The sequence below is a fragment of the Bacteroides sp. NSJ-39 genome, assembly GCF_014287315.1.
Classification (GTDB): domain Bacteria; phylum Bacteroidota; class Bacteroidia; order Bacteroidales; family Bacteroidaceae; genus Bacteroides; species Bacteroides finegoldii.
In genome coordinates this window covers 93,485-113,122 of the sequence record NZ_JACOOB010000010.1, presented here as the reverse complement: position 1 = coordinate 113,122, position 19,638 = coordinate 93,485, and the positions used below count along the sequence as shown (strand labels likewise).

General features: G+C 42.0%; 14 protein-coding genes and 1 pseudogene. 4 read left to right on the top strand and 11 right to left on the bottom strand.

The window, feature by feature from the left end:
• Positions 1–115: 115 nt before the first annotated feature.
• Both H8S63_RS12905 and H8S63_RS12900 read right to left on the bottom strand, forming a co-directional pair.
• Positions 116–538 (bottom strand): annotated as a pseudogene (locus H8S63_RS12905) (sialate O-acetylesterase); the annotation flags it as partial.
• 138 nt (positions 539–676) lie between these two features.
• Complete coding sequence (locus H8S63_RS12900; RefSeq protein ID WP_186927002.1) at positions 677–2,356, bottom strand: SulP family inorganic anion transporter; 1,680 nt, start codon at positions 2,354–2,356, stop codon at positions 677–679.
• A 246-nt stretch (positions 2,357–2,602) separates the two neighbouring features.
• Between H8S63_RS12900 and rbr the strand changes: the two genes are divergently transcribed.
• Positions 2,603–3,181: a rubrerythrin gene (gene rbr / locus H8S63_RS12895; RefSeq protein WP_005676804.1), complete on the top strand. Its 579-nt coding sequence runs from the start codon at positions 2,603–2,605 to the stop codon at positions 3,179–3,181.
• Between the two features lie 93 nt (positions 3,182–3,274).
• On the opposite strand, the gene H8S63_RS12890 is transcribed toward rbr, so the two are convergent.
• The 7 genes from H8S63_RS12890 to nadB all read right to left on the bottom strand — a co-directional run bounded on the left by H8S63_RS12890 (position 3,275) and on the right by nadB (position 15,254).
• Positions 3,275–4,516 carry a Calx-beta domain-containing protein gene (locus tag H8S63_RS12890; protein WP_186927001.1) on the bottom strand — a complete coding sequence of 414 codons (1,242 nt, stop codon included), beginning with the start codon at positions 4,514–4,516 and terminating at the stop codon, positions 3,275–3,277.
• A gap of 23 nt (positions 4,517–4,539) precedes the next feature.
• Entirely contained in the window at positions 4,540–4,764 is a 225-nt protein-coding gene (locus H8S63_RS12885; RefSeq protein ID WP_022275822.1) for a hypothetical protein, read from the bottom strand.
• A gap of 16 nt (positions 4,765–4,780) precedes the next feature.
• Positions 4,781–6,190 carry a RagB/SusD family nutrient uptake outer membrane protein gene (locus tag H8S63_RS12880; RefSeq protein WP_186927000.1) on the bottom strand — a complete coding sequence of 470 codons (1,410 nt, stop codon included), beginning with the start codon at positions 6,188–6,190 and terminating at the stop codon, positions 4,781–4,783.
• 12 nt (positions 6,191–6,202) lie between these two features.
• Complete coding sequence (locus H8S63_RS12875) at positions 6,203–9,526, bottom strand: SusC/RagA family TonB-linked outer membrane protein (protein ID WP_186926999.1); 3,324 nt, start codon at positions 9,524–9,526, stop codon at positions 6,203–6,205.
• A gap of 18 nt (positions 9,527–9,544) precedes the next feature.
• Positions 9,545–11,848: a prolyl oligopeptidase family serine peptidase gene (locus H8S63_RS12870; protein WP_186926998.1), complete on the bottom strand. Its 2,304-nt coding sequence runs from the start codon at positions 11,846–11,848 to the stop codon at positions 9,545–9,547.
• A complete protein-coding gene (locus H8S63_RS12865) occupies positions 11,845–13,401 on the bottom strand; it encodes a S8 family serine peptidase (protein ID WP_186926997.1) in 1,557 nt (518 codons plus the stop codon). Before H8S63_RS12865 ends, H8S63_RS12870 begins: the two co-directional genes overlap by 4 nt.
• A 281-nt stretch (positions 13,402–13,682) precedes the next feature.
• Positions 13,683–15,254: an L-aspartate oxidase gene (gene nadB, locus H8S63_RS12860; RefSeq protein WP_007757178.1), complete on the bottom strand. Its 1,572-nt coding sequence runs from the start codon at positions 15,252–15,254 to the stop codon at positions 13,683–13,685.
• Between the two features lie 106 nt (positions 15,255–15,360).
• On the opposite strand from nadB, the gene H8S63_RS12855 reads away from it, so the two are divergent.
• The 3 genes from H8S63_RS12855 (at position 15,361) to dacB (ending at position 18,589) form a co-directional block, all read left to right on the top strand.
• Positions 15,361–15,765, top strand: a complete 405-nt coding sequence (locus H8S63_RS12855) for a PH domain-containing protein (protein WP_022275818.1) — start codon at positions 15,361–15,363, stop codon at positions 15,763–15,765.
• Positions 15,762–17,105, top strand: a complete 1,344-nt coding sequence (lpdA, locus tag H8S63_RS12850; RefSeq protein ID WP_186926996.1) for a dihydrolipoyl dehydrogenase — start codon at positions 15,762–15,764, stop codon at positions 17,103–17,105. The genes H8S63_RS12855 and lpdA overlap by 4 nt, the downstream gene beginning before the upstream one ends.
• Positions 17,106–17,185: 80 nt before the next feature.
• Positions 17,186–18,589 (top strand): D-alanyl-D-alanine carboxypeptidase/D-alanyl-D-alanine-endopeptidase, encoded by a 1,404-nt coding sequence (gene dacB, locus H8S63_RS12845; protein WP_186926995.1) that lies wholly within the window; start codon positions 17,186–17,188, stop codon positions 18,587–18,589.
• Between the two features lie 25 nt (positions 18,590–18,614).
• Here the strand turns inward: dacB and H8S63_RS12840 are convergent, their stop codons facing one another.
• Together H8S63_RS12840 and H8S63_RS20140 are read right to left on the bottom strand one after the other, a co-directional pair.
• On the bottom strand, positions 18,615–19,433 hold the full coding sequence (locus H8S63_RS12840; RefSeq protein WP_229102230.1) for a hypothetical protein: 819 nt from the start codon (positions 19,431–19,433) through the stop codon (positions 18,615–18,617).
• The gene (locus tag H8S63_RS20140) at positions 19,417–19,602 is read right to left on the bottom strand and encodes a hypothetical protein (RefSeq protein WP_229091115.1); all 186 of its coding nucleotides are present in this window, start codon (positions 19,600–19,602) and stop codon (positions 19,417–19,419) included. Before H8S63_RS20140 ends, H8S63_RS12840 begins: the two co-directional genes overlap by 17 nt.
• Positions 19,603–19,638 lie beyond the last annotated feature (36 nt).

Genomic DNA, 19,638 nt, shown 5'->3' with positions numbered 1-19,638 from the left:
AGTAATTGATTATTAGTTCTGTGACATTTTTGTTTTTCCCCCTATAATACTTAAAATAAGAACAAAAATGTGGCGGATGGTTTATCCTCCTTGTTTCACATAACTTTTCTGTTCTTTATTTCACATCATCCCATGTATCTGTTCTGAATGGGAAAGCATTCAATCCGAAAGTATTCCGTAAGGTAATATTGCCTACATAATTGCGGAAAGCATATCGTACGGCTACCGGTTGAGGGACCTGTTCGCTTTGTACTTCTACCTTGTTGCTACGTCCTACAACCTTAGCTTTTGCCGGATAGAATTTTTTGTCAGCTTCTGCTATTTCGAATCCTTCCAGTTGTTCGAACGTGGGGAATAGTCCGGCACGAGCGTTGTCGAATGCTACTATTGCTTTGCCGTCAGTATATTCCACATTAGTCATCATAGGTCCGGTGGATGGCAGTTTGCGTACTCCGTAAGTTTGAGTTAATGCAAGAGTAGCAAGGCGGAGACCTACCGGTTCTTTAGGGGAAGGATGGATACAGAACTCATTGCCGATATGTTGTTTCCAGTGAAGATACTTTCCATTTTTTTCCTTCGAAATCTGTCCGCTTTTAAATGTCTTTAATTCTTGGTACGGTGATAAAGCGGATACGATCACGATAGTTACCATGTTATTATTTATTAGATAAGATTATTACTCTACAATTTCTTTCGCTCTGTCCAATGCTACATTGATATTCGGACAGATATTTTCCTCTCCCAATAGTTCATAGAATCCGGATTTCTCCAATACTTTATGAACTTTCTCGTTGACTCCGGAAAGGATAACGGTAATCTTCTCCTTCTGCGACATTTCACAAAGAGTGGTCAGGTTATGGATACCCGTAGAGTCGATAAACGGAACTTTACGCATACGGATGATACGTACTTTCGGACGGTCACCCAATTGCGCCATTGTCTCTTCGAACTTTGTGGCGATGCCAAAGAAGTAAGGACCGTTGATTTCATATACTTCCACTCCTTTGGGGATTATCAGATTCTCTTCGTGTACGGCGATATCGAGTTCCGAGTTCGGATCAATCTCGTCCGTGATAACAGAAATCTCGGTAGTCTCCATAACACGTTTCATAAAGAGTATACAAGCGATGATAAGTCCGATTTCGATGGCAACTGTCAAGTCGAAGATAACAGTGAGGAAGAATGTGATCAGAAGTACCGTTACATCCGATTTTGGATTTCTCAGTAAAGCCTTGAATACGCGCCATCCGCTCATATTATAGGAAACGATGACCAATACTCCGGCAAGGCATGCCATCGGGATATATTGAGCAAGCGGCATTAGGAAGAGAAGAATCAGCAACAGGACGACTGCATGGATGATTCCGGCTATCGGTGTCTTACCCCCGTTGTTGATATTTGTCATAGTACGGGCAATGGCTCCGGTAGCGGGGATACCGCCAAACAAAGGAGCTACGATATTTGCTGCACCTTGTGCAATCAGTTCTGTGTTGGAATCGTGGCGGTCGCCTATCACACCATCGGCAACGGTGGCGGACAACAGTGATTCGATAGCTCCCAACACGGCAATCGTGATGGCAACCGGGAATAAGTTTTTAATGGCTTCCCAGTTCAATGTGGGTACAACGGCATCGGGTAGCTCGGAATTGATTGTAAAGCGGTCGCCAATGGTTGGGATGCAGTCAATTCCGCCGTACATCTTCATCAGGTAAACGGCAACTGTCACCACGACAATAGCAATCAGTGAGCCGGGAATTTTCTTGGAAAATTTGGGTGAGATGGCGATGATAATGATACTGATAATGCTTACGATGGTATTCCACCAGTTCACCGTGTCGAAATGGCGGAAATAAATCAACCATTTTCCAATAAAGTCACCCGGAACTTTCTCGTCTCCAAACGACAGGCCGAAGATATCGGCTATCTGTGTGGTGAAGATGGTCACAGCGATACCACTGGTGAAACCTACGATAATCGGGTAAGGAATGAACTTGATAACGGCTCCTAGCTTGAATACTCCTAATAATATAAGGAGAACGCCTGCCATGAGCGTTGCTACAATCAGCCCGGCCTCTCCATATTGTTGGATGATTCCGTAGATGATGACGATAAAAGCACCTGTCGGTCCGCCGATCTGGACTTTGCTTCCGCCCAGCAATGAGACGATAAATCCGGCAATAATAGCGGTAATGATACCCTTTTCGGGTGATACGCCTGAAGCAATACCAAAGGCAATGGCTAACGGCAACGCAACGATACCAACGATGATACCTGCCATCAAGTCTGCCATGAATGTTTCTTTTGAATAATTTTTTAGGCAAGAAACCAATTTAGGTTTGAATTCAAATAGTTTCATTTTCTATGAGTTGTTACGTGATCGTTTGTCTTTTGTAAAGTAGAGGTTGCAAAATTATATAAAATAATCGAAAGAAGTATGTTTCTCGACATACAATTTGGATTCTGATAGGTTTTATCAATGAAGACATAGATTTTATTAATGAGGAAAATAGGATGTTTTATAAACAAATAGCTTATATTTGTGTTGTGAATGATACGACAAGTTACGTGTGGTAATCAACCAATTTAAAATATAATAAGAATTATGGCTAAGAGTATTAAAGGAACTCAGACAGAGAAAAATCTGCTGACTTCATTCGCAGGAGAATCACAGGCAAGAATGCGTTACACCTATTTTGCAAGTGTGGCTAAAAAAGAAGGTTACGAACAAATTTCGGCTATTTTTACTGAAACGGCCGATCAGGAAAAGGAACATGCGAAACGTATGTTTAAGTTCCTGGAAGGTGGTATGGTAGAAATCACTGCCAGCTATCCGGCAGGTGTAATCGGTACTACACTCGAAAATCTTCGCGCTGCCGCTGCCGGTGAACACGAAGAATGGTCGTTGGATTATCCTCATTTCGCAGATGTGGCAGAACAGGAGGGTTTCCCGATGATTGCCGCTATGTATCGTAATATTTCTATTGCTGAGAAAGGTCACGAAGAAAGATATCTTGCTTTCGTGAACAATATCGAGAATATGACTGTATTCGCTAAAGAAGGTGAAGTAGTATGGCAATGCCGTAACTGCGGTTACATCACTGTAGGTAAAGAAGCTCCGGAAGTTTGCCCGGCTTGTTTGCACCCGCAGGCTTACTTCGAAGTAAAGAAGGAAAACTATTAAAAGAGGATTTCTGATTAGAAGATAGTTGGTTCCACGTCGGGAAGTTTTTCGTTTCCGGACGTGGAACTTTTTTTATTGTGTGGATCTAGTACTTTATTCTACTTTGCTAAAGTGAATACGAAGAGGAGCATCTTCCATAGAGTTCATAAATTCATAAATCATGGCTCCAAAATCTTCTCCTTGCGGTTCATAATCATCCAATGTGCATTCCAATACTTCTTTGCTATCCACTGTGATTAGTCGGAAACCGACAAGAGCCGGGCGAATGTCTTTGTGGGTAGTAGAGAATTTGACGTTTATGTCAGGTATTTCCAGTATGGATACTTTTACGTTTGCGCCACTATTCTCTTGGAACGATTTATCTCCTTCTTCTTTAAAAGTGATTTTACGGGGAGATGTCCCGAAATAATTCTTCAGGTCTCCGGATAGATCGGGAGTGAATGTATATTCTAAGTAAGAGTCACCTTCAAATGTTATTCGGTCTGAAGGTGTCCCTTTGGGTGCTTTGCTGATATCTTCTCCATACATCTCGAACAAATCAAGATTTGTTATTTTATCAAATGCCCAAGTTCCGGTAAATATATCCGGTCCGCTTATAGTGACAGTAAGTGTGCCGTTGCTGCCTATGGCATACCCGTCTTTATTGGCCAGACGGAGGATAAGTTTATCTTTCCCTTCTTCTTTCTTCAGGTACTTGATAGAGAAACTCCCTTTATTTTTGTTGATAGGAACAACAACTTGGGCTCCATTTACGAATTCATAATGTACCCCTTCTATTGCGGTAGAACTTTCATCTACTTCAATATCGAAGGTTGTCGCTACTTTTACCTTATATACTCCTCCTTTCATATTAGTCAGTTTGATAGAGAAGTCAGCGCTGAATCCAACTTTTCCTGTACTGTTCTCAAAGGACATTATGATTCCATTATTATTTAATAAGTTTACAGAAGCATAATTCATCAATCCCAACGAGAAACCTTCCGGAGCTTTTTGTAAATTAACATATAATTCTTTATTTTCATCACCGATATTTTCTTCAATACGGGTTAATGTAAAAGTAGTTTCTGTCTCACCTGCTTTTAATAAGATGGATGGTTCTGATACGGTGAAATCTACGCCTTCCACAGCTGTTCCACCAAATAGAACGGGAATAAAGACATCCGTTAGAGGAGCTTGGTCAGCTTTTATTTTCAATTCTATACTTCCTTTTGCCAATGTATAGAATGGCTGGTCGATATAGATTTGAGGCAGGCGCTGGTTATCATCAGATGAACAGGAAGCAAGAATAAATGTCATGCTCATCAATATACATAGATAATGCCCTAATTTCTTCATAACATTTCTTGGATTTTATGTGGTTATTGCTGTTGATTTATACTGCTTTCATATTCTGCTTTTATCGCATTATATTCCGCTACTTCTTCAGTAGTCAACACAGTAGGATTGGGTAATTTATAAGTTTTATTTATGAAATTAGTATCTGATTGCGGTGGCAATTCATCTATATCTTCGCAAGCTGCGTAAATTGCTCCGGATAATGCGAGGGAGATCATAAATATCCCGCTATATATTTTCTTTTTCATATTTAAATCCTCCATTTTATTTATTTTGTATCTCTTTATATCCAGGATTTTGTATCAATCCGTTCTCTAAATCCAAATCGTGCAAAGGAATTGGAAAGGTATACATATATTTCTCTGTCACATACTTCAGGCCATTGAGTGCTGTCCAATATTCCGGTGAGCCATTTCGTTTTTGTTCAAAGAAACGGTCTCCTTCCAGAAATAACTCTTTTCTGCGTTCTTGCAGAATGAATCCCATTAATGGGGTTAGAGCATTACCCTCTACATCCGTTTTTATGACTTCTTTATCTGAAAGAGTTGGTAGTTTGTCAACTGTCAGGTCGGTATAATTACTGATACGATGTGCTCGTAATTCGTTAATAGATTTCAAGGCTTTGTCTTCTTGCTTCATGTGATAATAACATTCCGCTTCTATCAGTTTGAATTCGGCTGCTCTCATACCACAAAAGAAAATCTTTTTTGCTTGCCGTTGGGTGTTTACCCAAAGTGCATAGCGGATATCGCTTGTTTTTTCTTCTTCAGAGAAAGTACTTAAAAAACGCAGACTAACGGGACGGTATTGAAGGGTGGTATTTACTCCGGAGAGATCGTCACTACCGGTGGCTGTGACAGCAAGATATGATTTTAAAAGCTGGTTGCCCGTCAATTCGTATGCATTAGTCATCATAGCTTTGTATGCCTCACCTTCCAATAAGGGATATTTGTTCAATAAGTCTTGGGCTATCGGAAGTGCTTTGCTCCATTGCCGTGTCCAGAAATACATACGAGCCTGATATCCTTTTATGACATCTTCCGTGAAACGGTAGATATTATCATTGATATGATAGCTGGCAGCCTTTTGCAAATCAGACTCTATCTGATTGATAGTGGCCTGCATGGTACTGCGGAGTGGCTTTTCTTCCATGTCAAATGTTGTTACAAGCGGTAGGCCAAGCTGAGTGTCGAATTCTCTAGTGCGGGGTACTTCGCAGAATATTCGTAATAATTGATAATATGCCACACCTCGTATAGCATATGCTGTACCTCGAATATTATTAGCTCCTTCCGTATCGCTTTCTTCCATTTCGTTCAATACAATATTACAGTCACGGATAAATTCATAAAGAGATTGGTAGTAATTGGGATATTGATTTTGACGAATAATATCGCCTACGTATGTTGCCAAAGAACGTGCGCCTGAGCTTGTCAGACAGGTTTCAAAATCGTCACCACATACTGCATCCCACGTCATCCATTGGTTGGCGTTTCCAACTAAATAACTGTCTGACCCGGCATCAATACTGTTAAGTCGTGTATGAATAAGTGCAGAGAATTCTTCTGCTGTTTTAGGAATAGTACGTCCATAAGGCTTTATATCTAAATAATTGTTACACGATATGCATAATAATGCAATTAGTCCGATACTTATTATATTCTTTTTTTTCATAATGTTTTGTTTTTAAAATCCGATAGAAACTCCCATAGAAAAAGTACGTGGAGTAGGATAAACTGCTCCTGGGGTTTCGGGGTCAATACCGGAATAATTGGTTATTATGAATAAATTGCTGACACTGAATGATAGTGCCAATGAACTGATATGTGCCCTTTTGAGCCATTCATTTTCAAAGTTATAACCCAATAGTAATGATCCGAGTTTGAAGTAAGATACTTTTTCCAACATAGAGGCACGAGTGATCTGGCTGCTGGTTATCATATAATTATCCAATCCCAAATATTCTCCATACGCATCAATGATACGTGGGTATCCATTGGTTATCGGGTTATCTTTTGTCCAACGATTCACACGGTCTTTTGTTACGTTCAGGAAGTTAGTATACAGGTCATTTTCTTGCGTAGGAATGCTTTCGACTGCTGCAGATGATTCATTTAGCATGGTGTAAGATACCGGACAAGTGATATTGTTCAGTATTTTTCCTCCTAAAGAATAAGAACCTCCTAAACTCAGGTTTATTTTCTTGTATGATAAAGAGATGGAATATCCTCCGTTGGTAGGTGCGTTACTGGTTCCCAAATAGAAAGCATAGTTTTTAGCTTCACCACGATCTGCTTCCGTAGACATTGTAACGTCCGGACGGGTAGCATAAGCATAAATTCCTAATTTCTCATCAATGCCTATTACTTTTCCACTGACAATAGAACTTAATGGGTAGCCTACGTAGTTAGAATTGAAAATGCTTCCATTAGGTGAGGAATATTTTAGCAACTTATTACGGTTGTAGGCAATATTGGCAGTTAATGAAAGATTCCAGTCTTTAGTTTTCAATACATTGGCACTTATTGTTACTTCCGCTCCTTGATTCAGTAATTCTGAGGTATTATAACTTTGATATGAGAATCCTGTGGTGTAAACAACCGGAACACTGGTTACGGCATCTCGTGTGCGTCTGTCATAAAGTTCACCTTGTAAGCGTAGACGGTCATTCAGAAAACCTATATCCATTGAGATTTTCATATCGCGTGTTTTTTCCCAGCGTAATTTGGCGTTCGGGGCATTCCGTAATGTTCCCATGCGGTAATAATCATTGTCGGCTTTGCGGAATGAGTTTTCATAATCCATTACCAATTGTGGATAAACAGACTTATTAATGTTTCCTGTATATCCGAATGCAGCTCGTAAAGATAAAGTGCTGATAATAGGTTTTAAAGGTTTCATGAACTCTTCCTGATCAACATTCCAAGATAGACCGACAGAGCCGGTAGGGTTGAATTGTTCATTGCTACCGAAATTATTCGAGCCATCGGTACGTCCTGTCAAACTGAGAATATAACGTTGCTTGAATACATAGTCTAATGAAAGGTAAAAAGAAGCGAAGGCGTCTTCTACAATACTTTGACCGGATAGCTGATCGACGATGGCTGCATACGAAATCAGGTTGTTATAGCCTATATCCATACTTTCCGGATATATGGGGATAGAAGAATTACCGGATATGGGATCATATCCATATCGTTTTTCGTAGATGCTTTTGGAATATTGTCCTCGTATCTCCGAGCCTAACAATGCGCTTATATAATGGTCGCGACCGAAGGTGTTGAAATAATGGAGCTGGCCGCGTAAATTGTAATTGGTGTTATAAGCATTGGTCTGAGTAATGGAACCGTATGTACGTTTAGATATACTACTTGCACTACCTTCAAATGGGCGGTCCTGCCAAGCGGCGTATGTGTTTTTGCCATTGATATTATCGGAGGCATTTGTCACATATCCGTAAGAAGCCAATCCTTCGAAACTTAAATTGTCTAAGATGTTAACGCTTAGATTAGCGATTAATGATGCGGACATATTTTTGGTTTCGTTGGATGTTTCATTGATTTCTCGGAAAATATTGTATCCACCATCCGGTAATAATTTGTCATAAGCACCATTGGCATGAGTTATACTGTAATATGTATTGTCTGCTGCATATGATCCGTCTTCGTTGTATATTCTTTCGTATGGATTGGCAAAATAGGCATACTTGAAAGGGTCAACATTCAGTGATGGTGAAGTGGATTCCTGTATAGCCATATCAGCAGAGATGCCAAGTTTCACCCGTTTGTTGGGCTTCATATCAAGTTTGGCACTTACATTGTAGCGTTCATAATCGGTCTTTTTTACCAGTCCATTGTTTTTCGCATATCCTAAAGAAACGTAATAAGAGTTTTTTTCCGATCCTCCGGAGAGAGAAAGATAATGGCTGTTTGAAACTGAATTTTGAAATAATTCGTCAAACCAATCAGTTGTTTGTTCGCCAAGACGGGCTATTTCCGCATTTTGCTGTTCTAAGGTCATATTGGCGTATTTCCCGTATCCGGATCGAATCATGCCGACCGCGCCAATAACCGGATAGTGAGTACCATCGGCAAAACCTTTGGCAGAGAATTCATTCCACAGCTCTTGCTCCCAGGCCAGTTTCTCACTGGAGTTCATTAGATTAGCATTTCCCGGAGGTCTTGTGACGATGGAAACATTGGCTGAATAATTAATACTCATTTTCCCTTCTTTTCCTCGTTTGGTTGTTACCACGATAACGCCTCCTGCTGCACGCGAGCCATAAATGGCTGTTGCTGAAGCATCCTTCAATACTGTGATAGATTCAATGTCGTTTGGGTTAATTCCGGAGATACCATTTGCAAAGATATCATTGAAATCACCTGCACGGATTTGGCTGCTTGATATGCTTGGAATATCTTTCTGCAAAGGTACCCCGTCTACCACCCACAATGGTTCTGCATTACCTGTAATTGTGTTTGTGCCACGAATACGTATTTTGGCCGATTCTCCCGGGCGACCGGAAACAGCTTTCACGTCCATTCCGGCAACTTTTCCTTGCATCAACATATCCAAATTGGCTGTAGGGGCTCCTTTCAGGTCTTTGGCTGTCAGTGTTGTCAATGAACCGGTAGTACGGCGTTTGGTCGTACGTTGGTATCCGGTGACTACTACCTGATCCAGTTCGGAGGTTTCATCTTCTAATGTGATATAGCCGGACAGTGGCTTGGTTACCCGCATGAATAGCGGTTTCATACCCACGTACTTAAATTCAATCTGGGTGTTCCGATCTACCCACAGAGAAACTTCTCCTTGGTCGTTAGCCACTACTCCCTGTGCCTTACCGGTAACTTTTACTGTTGCACCGGGCAAGGGATTCTTGTCTACGTCTACAATGGCTACTTTCACTAGAATGGTCGCATCGCCTTGCGGCTTTTGAGCGAACAGGATTGTAGCCATGCAACAGAGACAGACAAACACGAATGCTTTGAATGTTTTCTGATACTTCATAAGCTTTTTGAGTTAGGGTTAATTATGATTGATGATATCAATATGTTGCTTTACCGGTTGAATGAGATTCTCCACAAAATAGTAGCGGATCAAATTCTGATAATAGGGACACATTACTCCATGATCTTTTCCCGGCAGGATAAACATATCGAAACGTTTGTTGGCTTTTATCAGAGCGTCTGCCAGACGATAGGTAGATGAAGGCGGGACATTCTTATCTACATCACCGGTGATAAGCATCAGATGGCCTTTTAAGTTCTTTGCCAGTTCCATATTGGTCGGAATCTTGGTGGAAAATACCGTTTTTCCAGTCTTTGGATCAGTCTTCTCGGTCAGTCCGTGAAATGCTTCTCCCCACCATTGGATATAGATATTGTTGTCATGGTTGCCCGAAGCAGCTACCGCTACTTTATAAAAGTCGGGATAAGTGAGGATGGCGGCTACTGTCTGGAATGCTCCTCCGGAGTGTCCATAAATACCCACACGGTTAAGATCGATGAACGGGTAGTTCTTTGCTAACTGCTCAATTACGCTTTTATCATCAGCCAACGGATAATCACGCAGATTACCGTAGCCGAAGTTATAGAAATCGTGTCCACGCAAAGGAGAACTTCCACGTGGAGCCACATTGATGACTATAAAGCCAAGCTCAGCCAGTGACTGGTTACCATTATCGTCAAGTGTGAATGATTGCGGAATCTGGTCGTCTTGGGGACCGGGATACACATTGCTGATAATAGGATATTTTTTGTTTTTATCCAGTTGAGACGGTAGATACATGAGTCCGTAAAGATCTGTTTTCCCATCGGCCGCTTTCAACTTTAACAGTAAAGGCGGTTGCCATCCTGCTTTTCGCAACAGGCTGTCGTCCATGCGATTTACCTCAAAATATTGTGTGGGACGGTCGATAGACAATACATTCATTACAGGCGCCAAGTCCATACGTGAATATGTATCGATGGCATATCGTTGGTCGTCGGATAGGGTTAATTCGTGGTTACCGTTTCCCGGAGTAAGCAGCGTTTGTTTTTTTCCGTCAAAATCGGCCTTATAATAAAAGGTATAATAAGGGTTAGTATCAGGTTCGTTACCATATCCGGCAAAAATGATATTTCTTCGTAAGGTATCTATATGTACGATACTGCCTGCTACGAGGTTATCACCATGTGTGATGCGGTTTAGTAATCGTCCGTCACTATTGTACAGATAATAGTTACCTTTTCCTGTACGTTCCGACCACCAAATGAAATATTTTCCTTTCTCTATAATGCGATAGCCCGATAGGGTCAAGTTGATGTGCGGAGCACATTCTTCCGAGATAAGCTCAGTGACTGTGCCATCTGTCACGTTGATACGGCAAAGGTCTATTTTATCACCCTTACGGCTTCTGCGCGTGAAAAAAAGAGCTTCGGGAGAACGGAAATAGTCTAAAGTTACTACTTGGTCAGGATATTTCCCAATCGGTAACATCTTCCCTTGTTCATGGTCGGCATCATACCAAAACATACGGTATTGCCGCACTCCGGCATCACCGGGCATAGGCATCTTGAAGGTATTTGTCGTCGGACGTTGCCGTGCAAGGGAGTTGATAAGGCTGATTTCTTTTACTTCACTCATATCCTGCATCAGGCAGACATAACGGTGTCCCAGCCAGAATCCTTTGGTATTAGACTCTATTGTGTCTTTAGAGCAACGGTAAGTATAGGACGCATCCTCTTTACCGTCTTTTGTCAGACGGTGTATGATTCCTGTACGGTTGTTACGTATATAGAGGTCATATCCGCATCCCAACATAGTGAAGAGTGAGTCAGAGCTATGGTACGATGGTTTGAGAACAGGACGTTCCTTCTTTTTGTTTTCTGCCTTTATCTGTGTCAGTATTCCGGTGCGCATATCATACACCATAGACTTTCCTTTCTTATCAAGATAAAAGCGGTTGAAGTCATTCTTCTTAAATCGATACCCGTAAAGCTGTATATTCCTTGCGTCGAGTGTGTCACCCGTGATTCTTGCATATTGTTGTACGAATTGCAGGTTATCCTTTATCATATTGCGTTTTTTACCATTCTTGGCATTAACCAGATAGTAAGAAACTCCATTATCTTCTTTTACATTGTAGTAAAAATAAGAACTACCTTCAATCCAGTTGGGATAAGGTCTTTTGCCTTTTATATATTGCTCCAGTGCATCAGAGGAAAATTTTTCAGCACGTGCCCAGTCCACATCGTTTACAGTACTGTTTACCGATGTGGATGTTCCTTGTGCTTGTATGCATAAGCAGAACAGCAGGCCTATAAAACTTATGACAGTATTTTTTCTCATCTCTTTTTATATTCGGTTGCTAATTTGACTGCTTGTAGTGCGTCAATGATTCCTCCGCTTGTACAACGATCTTTTAAATTGTCAGCCGGACGAACGCTCTTTATTAATATCTCTTTGATTTGTGTGGCCGTCAGCTTTGGGAAATGGGCACGTAACATTGCTGCTACACCACTTACTATGGGGGTGGCTATACTGGTTCCTTGTGATACCATGTATTTGTTGCCGACCGTTACCGAGGTAATTTCTTCTCCAGGGGCGAATACATCTACTTCTTTTGCTCCATAGTTGGAAAACTGACTTAGTTGCCCTTTTTTGTCAGAAGAACCGACTCTCAAGTAATTAGGGAATATTTTTCCTTGCGCATCCTTTGCTGAAGGAAAATAGGTGATGAGATCGATATTCCGTTTGTTATTGCCTGCCGCTTGGATGATAAGTACGTCTTTTTTGAGAGCATATTCAATAGCCTCATTTACCATGTCGGCATCGGGTGAGGTGTATTTTCCTAAACTCATGTTTATAACCTTAGCGCCATTATCCACTGCATAACGGATAGCGGTTGAAATGTCTTTGTCGTATTCGTCACCGTCAGGAACGGCACGTATGATCATCAACCGCGCTTGAGGCCAGACACCGGTGATGGCAGCATTATTGATTCCTTGTCCGGCAATCACTCCTGCAACGAAAGTACCATGGTCGCATCCTTTTGCTTGTAATAACGAATTTCCGTAAAAACGATCTGAAGGATTTTTTAAATCGTCGCCCATTAATAACCTTTTGTCAGCATCATGCTCGATACCATATAATCTTTTCTGCATCAAGGCAAATGTGTTGCGGTGTTGCTTATGAACATCTTTCCATAATGATTTTTTCCCACTCTTGAACATATCGACAAAAAGTGTTTGGTAGGCGTTGCCCCATGCCGGATCTTCAATAGGAAGATGAGTTAATCCATTGACTGTAAGTGTGTCTATATTTATTCCGGGAATAGTAGTCAGCACAGAATCTATCAGCTGATATGCTTGGTCTTTTGCGGCCGTATAACCCACATATTTTATATAACTCATGATACCCGCCTTCTTTTTCATCTTTTCGTAGTAGGCATATTCAGTAGTATCTTGTATATCTGCCGGATCGATATTTTTATATTTAGGATATAACCGTTTGAATTCGCGGTACTCTTCAGTTCCGGCACTGGTCATGTTGAATGTCCCGTCTTTAGTTCCGAGAAAGTTCCATCCGTGCAAATCGTCCGCGTATCCGTTTTTATCATTGTCTTTTCCATCGATTTTTTCTTTTGGATTACACCAAAGTGCGGGTGCTAGATCGATAGAGGTCGTATCTATACCCGAATCGATGATACCCACGATGATTTGCCGATGGGGTTTTAGCTTTTTTTCTTGTAGAAAGTGTAAGGCTTTTTCCATATTTATGCCCTGCAATGTATCATTATACACTTTGTACCAGTTTGAATACGCTGTTGTTTGTCCTTTGAGATTGTTTACGGATATCCCTAGAAGGATGAGCAAAAAGATTGGTAGTTTGAATTTTCCCATGCTTTCATGTTTTTATATTTGCCATATCTGTGGCAAATAGGATGATGGCACAAAAATACAATATAATAATTAAAAGACAATAAATCCAGTCTGTAATTTAATAAAAAGAATAAATATTCGGAAATAGCTGTGAAATCCTGTATTTATAGACTTGTATGTTAGGAATGTGATATAAGATAGGTATAGAAGACTAAAAACGCGTAAAAAGAACAAGGTAATCGTTCTTTTTACGCGTTTTTATAATATTCTACTTACACTTTGTAAGTTGTGGAATGTTCCTGTTAATCTTTCTTATGCGGATAATCAATCGTGTAATGCAAGCCTCGACTCTCTTTACGTTCCATAGCCTGTTTTGTGATGAGATAACCCACATTGATCATGTTGCGCAATTCGCACAGCTCGCGGGTAGCCTTGCTACTCTTGAACAACCGTTCGGCTTCTTCATAGAGGATGTCCAGCCGGTTCCATGCACGTATCAACCGGGTATTACTGCGGACAATGCCAACGTATGCTTCCATGATCTGGTTAACTTCCTTCATACTTTGGGTAATCAGTACACGTTCTTCATTGGAGATGGTTCCTTCGTCGTTCCATTCGGGGATATCTTCGTTAAAGTCATAACGTTCCAATACACTGAGCGCATGTTTGGCGGCAGCGTCGGCATAGACAATCGCTTCTATCAGCGAGTTGGAAGCCAGACGGTTGCCTCCGTGCAGACCTGTGCAGGAGCATTCTCCTAATGCATATAGGCGACGGATACTGGATTGTCCGTCCAGATCGACCGTGATACCGCCACAGAGATAGTGTGCTGCGGGTGCCACGGGGATGTAATCTTTGGTAATATCAATGCCGAGACTGAGGCATTTCTTATAGATATTGGGGAAGTGCTTTTTTGTCTCTTCCGGGTCTTTGTGTGTCACGTCGAGGAATACATGGTCTTCCCCACGTTGTTTCATTTCATTGTCAATGGCGCGGGCCACGATATCACGTGGAGCCAGTGAAAGCCGTGAGTCATATTTTTGCATGAACTCTTTGCCGTCTTGTGTACGCAGTACGGCACCATATCCACGCATCGCTTCCGTGATAAGAAAAGCGGGGCGGTCTCCCGGATTGAAGAGGGCTGTAGGATGGAATTGGATAAACTCCATGTCTTTCACTGCACCTTTGGCACGATAAACCATAGCAATCCCGTCTCCCGTAGCTACCAAAGGATTGGTCGTATTACGGTAAACAGCTTCACAACCACCTGTTGCCATCACGGTTACTTTGGAAAGGAAAGTATCCACTTCGCCTGTTGCTTCATTCAGCACGTATGCGCCGTAGCATTTGATACCCGGTGTATAACGGGTGACGATAATTCCCAAATGATGTTGCGTGATGATCTCTACGGCAAAGAAGTTCTCGAATACTGTGATATTAGGGTGCTTTTTTACTGTTTCTATCAGACTCTCCTGAATCTCGGCGCCCGTATTATCTTTGTGATGAAGGATACGGAATTCCGAGTGTCCGCCTTCTTTATGTAAATCAAACTCTCCGTCTTCTTTCTTATCGAAATTTACTCCCCAATGAATAAGTTCGTTGATCTGTTCGGGAGCATTGCGGACTACTTTCTCCACAGCATTTCGGTCGCTGATCCAATCTCCGGCAATCATTGTGTCTTCAATGTGCTTCTCGAAATTATCTACTGCAAGATTGGTTACGGAAGCTATACCGCCTTGTGCAAAAAAAGTGTTGGCCTCTTCCAATCCGGCTTTACAGATAAGCGCAACTTTACCTTTGTGCGCTACTTTCAGTGCAAAACTCATACCGGCAATTCCGGAGCCGATGACGAGGAAATCGAATTTTCTTACCATAGTTTTGTTATTTCTCACCGCAAAGCTACAAAATAAGTTACTTCGTTGTACTTTTCGTTGTCACTAATTCATAAAATTGCTACCTTGCGGGCAAAAATCTGACAAAATGAATCGAATTTTCCATGCACGTATTGCTTGGTACCAATATTTCTTGTTGGTAGTACTTACTGTGAACGTTGTCGGTGCATTGTGGTGTAAGTATATCTTGCCGGCAGTGTTGCTGATACTTATGCTGATTGTTGTGATCGAGCAGATTATCCATACTGTTTATACAGTTACTCCTGACGGGATTCTGGAGATATCTACCGGGCGTTTTATCCGTAAAAAAGTAATTCCGATCTCTGAGATTACTGCCATAAGGAAATGCCACTCTATGAAGTTCGGACGTTTTTCGGTGACGGAGTATGTGTTGATAGAATATGGAAAGGGTAAGTTCGTCTCTGTGATGCCTGTCAAGGAACGGGAATTTGTCGAATTGCTTGAAAAAAGATTAACTGATTATATACTATGAAGTATCAACTAATTATTATTGGTGGCGGTCCTGCCGGATATACAGCTGCCGAAGCTGCCGGTAAGGCCGGTTTGAGCGTATTGCTTATCGAGAAAAATAATCTGGGTGGTGTTTGTCTGAATGAAGGATGTATTCCGACCAAGACATTATTGTATTCGGCAAAGACGTATGATGGTGCCCGCCATGCGTCAAAGTATGCGGTGAATGTCTCCGAAGTATCTTTTGACTTGGCAAAAATCATTGCCCGTAAAAGTAAAGTAGTGCGTAAACTGGTATTGGGAGTAAAATCCAAACTGACTTCCAACAATGTTACGATAGTGGCGGGAGAAGCACAGATCATTGATAAAAATACGGTTCGTTGTGGTGAAGAAACCTATGAAGGGGATAATCTGATACTTTGTACAGGATCTGAAACCTTTATCCCTCCTATTCCGGGAGTCGATTCCGTAGATTATTGGACGCATAGGGAAGCATTGGACAATAAGGAGCTGCCCGCTTCACTTGTCATCGTTGGCGGTGGAGTGATCGGAATGGAATTTGCCTCGTTCTTCAACAGTCTTGGAGTACAGGTGACGGTTATAGAGATGATGGATGAGATTTTGGGCGGTATGGATAAAGAACTCTCCGCTTTGTTGCGTGCTGACTATATGAAACGGGGAATTAAGTTTTTACTTAGTACGAAGGTCGTTGCTTTGTCACAGACAGAGGAAGGCGTCGTTGTCTCATACGAGAATGCAGAGGAGAGCGGAACAGTTGTTGCGGAGAAATTACTGATGAGCGTCGGCCGTCGTCCTGTGACGAAAGGTTTCGGACTTGAAAACCTGACTCTGGAAAAGACAGAGCGTGGTGCCGTCAAAGTAAATGAGAGAATGCAGACATCCCTTTCTAATGTCTACGTTTGCGGTGATTTGACCGGATTCTCTTTGCTGGCGCATACGGCTGTCCGTGAAGCGGAAGTTGCCGTACATTCTATTTTGGGAAAAGAGGATACTATGAGCTACCGCGCTGTTCCGGGAGTTGTCTATACCAATCCGGAGATTGCCGGAGTGGGCGAAACGGAAGAATCGGCTTCTGCAAAAGGTATTCAGTATAAAGTAGTAAAACTTCCTATGGCCTATTCCGGTCGTTTTGTAGCAGAAAATGAAGGCGTGAACGGAGTTTGCAAAGTATTGTTGGATGAACAGCAGCGGGTGATTGGCGCTCACGTATTGGGAAATCCCGCTTCGGAGATTATCACTCTTGCGGGGACTGCCATTGAACTCGGACTGACGGCAGCGCAATGGAAAAAGATTGTTTTCCCACATCCCACGGTAGGAGAAATTTTCCGGGAAACGTTGTAGTACGAATTAATAAGATTGAGGTGCGTGACTGGACAGGTAAAGAATATGTGATAAATGTAAGATAGTATAAACAGTGTAGTATGAAGAATATTATTTTATCAGTTCTTTTTTCTTTCTGTTTTCTTCCCCTATGGGGACAAAAGGACTTCTCCCAAATAGATTCGCTTATCAAGCAACTGCTTCCTGAATCATCCGAAGTCGGCATATCCGTTTACGACTTGACGGCTAAGAAACCGCTTTATGACTATCATGCGGAGAAGCTGTCCCGTCCCGCCTCTACTATGAAACTGCTGACTGCCATTACCGCCCTCTCCCGTCCCGAAGCCGATGAGCCTTTCCGTACGGAAGTGTGGCACGATGGAGTGATAGAACATGATACATTGCAAGGAAACCTGTATGTGGTGGGTGGATTCGATCCGGAGTTTGACAGCCAGGCAATGGATTCGTTGGTTAAGAAAATAATCAGTTACCCGTTTTCTGTGATTAACGGGCAAGTGTATGGGGATATTTCGATGAAAGATTCCCTTTACTGGGGGCATGGATGGGCATGGGATGATACTCCGGCAGGTTATCAGCCCTATCTCTCCCCGTTGATGTTCTGCAAGGGAACGGTGCGGATATCGGTAGTTCCCTCTACCGTGCAGGGGGATACGGCAAGCGTCTCCTGCCAGCCCGTATCTTCTTATTATACTTTGACAAACCGGACGAGAACACGCGCTTCCTCCGCCGGAAAGTTCTCTTTTACCAGGGATTGGCTGACGAACGGGAATAATCTGACTGTTTCGGGCAATGTCACTTCGATCAGAAAAGATGATATCAATATTTATGACTCTCCCCGTTTCTTCATGCACACCTTTCTTGAACGTCTTCGGGGAGAAGGAATCGCCGTTCCTCCGTCGTATGATTTCGCCGAGTTGCCCCGTGACAGTGTGAAAGTGGAGCAGATGGCGTGCTGGAATACTTCCGTGCAGAAAGTGTTGAACCAGTTGATGAAAGAGAGTGATAACCTGAATGCGGAAGCCTTGCTTTGCCGTCTGGGCGCGCAGGCTACGGGAAAGAAACAGGTGGCGGCCGAAGACGGGATTGTCGAGATTATGAAGCTCATCCGTCGGCTGGGGCACGACCCGAAAGACTATAAGATTGCGGATGGCTGTGGACTGTCCAATTATAATTACCTCTCTCCCGCCCTATTGGTCGATTTCTTGAAATATGCCTATTCGCGGACGGATATTTTTCAGAAGTTATACAAGGCTCTTCCCGTTGGCGGGGTAGACGGTACGTTAAAAAACAGAATGAAGAGTGCGCCTGTATTTCGGAACGTTCATGCCAAGACAGGATCGTTTACAGCGATAAATACGCTTGCGGGTTATCTGCGTATGAAGAACGGGCACGAGGTGGCATTCGCCATCATGAACCAGAATGTACTTTCGGCTGCTAAGGCAAGAGCTTTTCAGGATAAAGTCTGCGCTTTCCTCTCTTTATAAGGTCTATGGTGATGTCATCCCTCCGTTAATACATTAATCCGAACAACCAAAATGGAATCTCGTTATTGAATCCAATTTCTATGTTGTCAAGAGCCAGATATCCGTTCTCCACTCCTGCTAATTGTTTTTGAATTTTGTTTTTACCGCCAATCTCGAAATTGTATGTCTCATTCAGTGTGAAATCTATTTGAGAGGAATAGGTAACTTTATGTTTTACGGCTGTTTGATTGAAGAAGAATGTTTCGCGGACATTTCCTATGTCTGTTTTTTCTCCTCCCAGTGCGTATGCATAGTTTGTATTACCTAAATAAATCTTTTCCGGTTTTGTCAGTTGTTTGATGCCGGAAGTTTCTTTGTCGAGCAGCAAGAGGGCTTGGGCCTTTTGGAGATAGGATAGATAATTCAACAGACTGATGCGACTGACTTCTATTTCTTTGCTGAGCATTGATATATTGGGAATATATGGCACAAGTCCTGCGAGGATGGAAAATAGCTTTTTTATTTTACCAATGGAATAATAATCTATTTTTTCAGTAGAAGGTAAGTCTACATCTAGAATTGTATTCAAGATGGCTAATAACCTCTCGTGGTACAATATTTTATCTTCTTTATAAAAAGGGAAATAACCGTAAGTTAAGTATTCGTTGAATGCTACAAGCGGTTTCAACTGTTTGCTTACGTTCATGGCCAGTTCTATATGCTTGGTCAATATATCGGAAAGCGGGAGCACTTCCATTTTATATCCATATTCAAATTGCAGGAACTCACGGAAAGAAAGTCCGTGCAAATGATAGGTAACGGCTCTTCTTGAAAGATCGGCTTCACCTTTATGTATTTCGAGCAAAGAAGAGCCGGTTATGCACTTCGTCCAAAAACAAAGCTTTCCCTCCCATTTTCTGAAACTCATCCGCCAACTCAAATAGAGAGTGGGTAGTAAACCAAATATTATCCAATGAAACATAAAGTGTATCATTGTCATAACCAGGGTAATGCTCTTTTATATATTGAAGCATGAGGGTTGTCTTCCCCGTTCCACGAGCGCCTGTTAT